The following is a 5,459-nucleotide window of genomic DNA, read 5'->3' as shown; positions in this document are numbered from 1 at the left end:
AGTCCTTCACCCTCCAGGCCAGCAGCAGCGCCGCCCCCACCCTCTCCACCGCCGGCACGCTGCTCGACGACGACATCGCCCCCGTCAGCGCCGGCAGGGCCTTCGGCACCTACACCACCGCTCCCGGCGTCAACAACGCCACCCTCAGCGCCCTCTCGGTCGACAACCCGCAGGCCACCGGCACGGCGGCCCTGACCATGCGGGAGGGCATGACGACGGCCGGCGCCGGAATCGACTTCCGCTGGCAGTTCACCAACCTCGCCGCAGGCGACAAGCTGCTGCAGGTCGACGCCACATCCAGTGTCGAGGCCTTCCGCCTCGAGTACTCCACCGACAATGCCGCCACCTGGAAGGCCTTCGCTGGCGGACCTGGCTCCGCGCTCGCCTGGAAGGGCGACTTCCTCGCCACCGGTGTCGGAACCTCCTTCTGGGTCCGCCTGGTCGATGCCGTCGTCGCAGGCGACGCAACCCGCGACACCATCGTCGTCGACCTCTTCACCCTCTCCAACGCAGCGAGCATCCAAACGGGAGACTGGCTCATGGCCTGATCGGCTCTACCGCCACGGTCATCCCGGCAGCAGAGCGCCTGAGTCCGGTCGGCATCATGCACCCGCCAGGAGAAGGGGTGCACGATGCCGGCTTTTTTATTGTTAAAACAATTCAAGGCACCACGCGCAGGAATGCTGCCAAACCGGCTGGCGCAAGAGCGCACGCCACTCTCAACCCAAATTATATATTGTATATTTCTACCTTTGGTAGTGAATAAATTTTGGCGCATATCGTGGGTTTATGGACTGCATTTAGCGTAATCCCTACTCACCGCCGCAGACGGCCGGCAGCAGCGCCGGATTGCCAATCCAAGGCGGAGTGCGGGTCCTTGTCTTTCGAACAGATCTGGTTTGGCGCGCGGGCGGTGAAGTCCGACGAAACATCGAATGGTGCTGTCACTGGCTCTGCCGGCAGCCAGTTCGAGCAGATTACCAGCAACGACCAGTTCATGCCGAATGTGCAGGGCACCGGCGATATCGGCTGGAGCAACATCCAGTACCAGCAACTGCTCGCCTTCACCGGTACGGGCGCGACCAGTGATCTGCGCGTGGGCAACGGCGTCCAGGCCTACAACCTGGCAGATCTCACCGGCGCTGGCTTCACCGCCGCCGGCACCGGCATCGGCCGCGTCGCCAATCTCAGCGGCCTGGATGCCGGCGACGACCCGATCCGGATCACCGGCCTCGGCAAGCTGAACGCCAATGGCCTGGGCGCCTCCGGCACCAGCAGCAATGCCATCACCTTCTCGAACGACACCGGCTTCGGCTTCACCAACCTCGCCGGCGCCGAGACCGCCAGCAATGCCAGCCGTCTGAATGACGGTGACAGCATCACTTTCGCGATCCAGCAGGGCAAGGCGCTGGCAAGCGCGGTCTTCACCGTGCGCAGCGCCACCGGCGCCGCGGTGGTGCTCGACAGCGATGGTGCGACCGTCAAGGATACGAATGGCGCAGCCCAGGGCGGCTTCGCGCAGGATGCCTCGGCCGGCGAGCTGAACCTCGGCGTTCTGGCCAACGGCACCAGGATCTCCATCGACTTCCTGCAGAAGAGCATCCTGATCGACGGCGCCGCTTTCACCGGCAATACCGCCGCCTTCTTCAACAGCTTCGCCACCAACGGCTTCGACAAGCTCACGCTCGGCTCGGCCGTCGCCAGCGCGCAAGGCCAGGTCAATGTCGTCAGCACGGGCTGGTCGGCTGACGACCTCGTCCTGACGACGAAGCTGGCGAATGAGCAGGCGGTGATCAGCGCCGCCAGCACGGCCGAGGGCTGTGTCACGGAAAACCTCGCTCCCGAGACCTGGGGCAAGGTGGTGGTCGTGGATGCCGAGGCGGCGTGGAACCCGCAGTCATTCCAGACCCCCGCCTCGCTCACCGGCACCTATGGCAACTTCACCTTCGACACGCTGAGCGGCGTCTGGACCTACAAGCTGAACGGCGCGGCCGAACCGCTCAAGGCCGGCCAGCAGGCCTCCGACAAGCTGACCGTCACCTCGTATGACGGCACGGCGACGCAGGACATCGTCGTCCACATCACCGGCACCAATGACGCGCCCGCGCTGACCGCCGCCCCGGCGATGCTGGCCGACGGCACCGAGGATGTCAGCTACACCATCACCAAGGCCCAGATCCTGCAGGGTTGGACCGATGTCGACGGCGATACCCTCTCCATCGCCGGCCTCACCGCCAGCAACGGCACCGTCACCGCCAACCAGGACGGCAGCTACACCATCACGCCGGGCGCCAACTACAACGGCCCCGTCACCCTCGGCTACACCGTCACCGACGGCCATGCACAGGTCGCCGCCTCGCTCGGCTACAGCCTCGTCGCCGTGAACGACGCGCCCGCGCTGACCACCGCCGCGGCGGTGCTGGCCAATGGCACCGAGGATGTCAGCTACACCATCACCAAGGCCCAGCTCCTGCAGGGTTGGACCGATGTCGACGGCGATACCCTCTCCGTCACCGGCCTCACCGCCAGCAACGGTACCGTCATCGCCAACCAGGACGGCAGCTACACCATCACGCCGGGCGCCAACTACAGCGGCCCCGTCACCCTCGGCTACACCGTCACCGACGGCCATGCACAGGTCGCCGCCTCGCTCGGCTACAGCCTCGCCGCCGTGAACGACCCCGCCAGCATCGTCTTCAGCGGCGACTTCGCCGTGGCCGAGAACGAGGCGCCCGCGACCCTGACGGCGACCGGCAGCTACATCGTCACCGATGTGGACAGCCCCACCACCGCCACCGTCGCCAACAAGGCCGGCTTCAGCAATCTCGGTTCCCTGGCCTTGAACGCCGGCAACTACACCTACTCGGTTGCCAATAGCGCCGTGCAGTATCTTGGTGCCGAGGAGACCAGGACCGAGACCTTCACCATCACCTCGGCCGATGGCACCACCAAGGATGTCAGCTTCACCATCACCGGCAAGGCCAATGGGCCGATCCTGCCGACGGCCTCGGATGCCGGAAACGACAGCCGCGACGAGAACCAGACCGGTGGCATGCCGCCGGTCAAGACCACGTCCCTCGTGAGCAACTCGGTCGACGACAACACCTACACCGGCACTAATCGTGAAGACTCGGTCAGCCTCGGGGCAGGCAATGACAGCGCGGATGGTCGCAGCGGCTCGGACTATATTGACGGCGGCAGCGGCCGCGACACCCTTCTTGGCAGCAGTGGCGACGACACGCTGATCGGTGGCCCCGACGACGACAGCCTGAATGGTGGCCAGAACAACGACGCGATCTACGGCCAGGGTGGCAACGATATCCTGATCGGCGACAGTAACGACGACTGGGTTTTCGGCGGGACGGGTAACGATTTCATCCAGGGCAACGACAACAAAGACACCCTGTATGGCGGCTCGGGCCAGGATACCATCGACGGCGGCAAAAATGACGACACGATCCAAGGCGGGTTCGGGGCGGATTTGCTGACCGGCGGCGACGGAAAAGATCTCTTCAAATATGTCGATGTGCGGGACACCAACGACACCATCACCGACTTCCAGAATGACGATGACCGGCTCGACTTCGGGGACCTGTTCAGCGGCACCCTCGGCTTCCGCACGGGACAGAACACCGCCTTCACGGCCCAGAATCAGGTGATCTGGTACCAAGACGGCACCAACACCATCGTGGCGGTGAACCTCGATGGCGATCCGGCCACGGCGGAACTCGCCATCACCCTGACCGGCCTGAAGGCACTGACCGCCAGCGACTTCATCCTCTGATCCATCAGCCCCTGCCGGAACGGGCGGGGGCCAGTCGCTTGGCCGGCGCGGGCCCCTGGTGGTGACGCCACGGGCCCGCTCCCTGTCGCCATGGATGCGGCCACCCTTTCCCGGGCGGCGATGCGGTGCGGGCACTCCATGCCGCCGATCGAACACTTGCCGAGTCGCGGTCCGGGAGTGGACTCTACCGACGCTTCGGCCCCGGGAGTGGACTCTACTGACGCCCCCCGCAGGCCAGGGCTTGTCCACACCGACACAGCAACGTCCCAGGGACTCTGCTGACGCGGAAAGTGGACCCTGGTGACGCGACTCCAGGTTATCCCGGGGACTCTACTGACGACTCTAATAGTTATCTCTAATACCTCCCTAGTAGCTCGCGTCAGTAGAGTCCCCCTTGCGCCGCCGCAACGCATCGGGGCCTATGCGGGCCCATGGGGGATGTGCACCAGCTGATCCTGAAGCATGGCCTGGACGGGGCGCGGGCCATGGCCGCGACCAAGGCCGAGCGGGTGGTGATCGACGCCGCCGCCACCCTGATGGCGGAGGAGGAGAGCCGGCTCGGCATCACCCATGCCGGCTTCGCCATGACCTCCCTGCCGCACAAGCGGATCGAGGAGGGCTTCTGGCGGCGGGAAGGGCACCGGACCACCCTGCTGGTGGAATCCGGCCGCGACCGCGCCGGCAAGATCGTCGGCGTGCCCTATGGCTCGATCGCCCGGCTGATCCTGCTCTACCTGCAGACCGAGGCGATCCGCACCAACTCGCCCGAGGTCGAGCTGGGCCGGTCGATGAAGTCCTGGATGGGCCGGATGAACCTCAGCACCGGCGGCAAGACCTACCAGCTGGTGACCGAGCAGGCGCGGCGGATCTCGGCCTGCCGGCTGACCTTCTTCGCCGACCGCGACGGGCTGGAGGCACGGCACAACGGTGCCTTCGTCCAGGATGCCATCACCCTCTCGGGCCTGGCGGGGGAGGAGGCGCAGGGCACGCTCTGGCAGGACCGGGTCCGGCTGGATGACGGCTTCTGGCGCTCCCTGCGCGACCACCCGGTCCCGATCCGGGAGGAGGCCATCAAGGCCATCGGCACCCGCAGCCTGGCGATCGACGTCTATATCTGGCTGGCCTACCGGCTGCACTCGCTGGGGAAGACCACCTCGGTCAGCTGGCCGGCCATCCACGCCCAGTTCGGCGCCGGCTTCCGCCTGGTCCGCCAGCTCAAGCCGAGCTTCACCGAGGCGCTGAACCTGGCCATGGCCGTCTATCCGGAGGCACGGGTGGACGTGACAAAGGACGGGCTGACCCTGCATCCCTCCCCGCCGGCGGTCCCGAAGCTGGAAGCCCGGCGGCTCGGCCTGGGCTGAGGACCCCGCCCGGGAAGAGTGGACTCTACTGACGCCCCCCCCCGGCGATCGAGGCACGGCCATGCGGCTTCCGGTTTCCAGGCATTGGCGATTTGCTCTATGTGCAGCGCGCCATTCATGAATTGGCGATAGTCGAGGCTTCCAATTCGCCTTTTACGGGCGTCATGGATCGCCCTTCGTCCCTGTTCGAGGACCGCCCGCGATGCGCATAGCGATGATAGGGGCCGGGTATGTCGGCCTGGTGTCGGGTGCCTGCTTTGCCGAGTTTGGCGTGGATGTCTGCGTGGTGGACACCGATGCCGGGAAGGTGGAGG

General features: G+C 66.0%; 4 protein-coding genes. All 4 read left to right on the top strand.

Features of this window, described 5'->3' with window-relative positions; translation table 11 throughout:
• Positions 1–548 (top strand): hypothetical protein (locus E2C05_RS33505; RefSeq protein WP_158292424.1); only part of this gene is annotated, 548 nt, incomplete at its 5' end.
• A 329-nt stretch (positions 549–877) separates the two neighbouring features.
• Positions 878–3,784, top strand: coding sequence for a cadherin-like domain-containing protein (locus E2C05_RS28275; protein WP_133222984.1), 2,907 nt, complete (start codon positions 878–880; stop codon positions 3,782–3,784).
• Positions 3,785–4,215: 431 nt separating this feature from the next.
• On the top strand, positions 4,216–5,145 hold the full coding sequence (locus E2C05_RS28270) for a replication protein RepA (RefSeq protein ID WP_133222983.1): 930 nt from the start codon (positions 4,216–4,218) through the stop codon (positions 5,143–5,145).
• A gap of 202 nt (positions 5,146–5,347) precedes the next feature.
• Positions 5,348–5,459: hypothetical protein (locus E2C05_RS35265; protein ID WP_133222982.1), on the top strand; the 112-nt coding region annotated here is incomplete at its 3' end.

Source organism: Paracraurococcus ruber (assembly GCF_004353985.1).
GTDB classification, from domain to species: Bacteria; Pseudomonadota; Alphaproteobacteria; order Acetobacterales; family Acetobacteraceae; genus Paracraurococcus; species Paracraurococcus ruber.
This window is presented reverse-complemented; position numbering and strand designations above follow the sequence as displayed.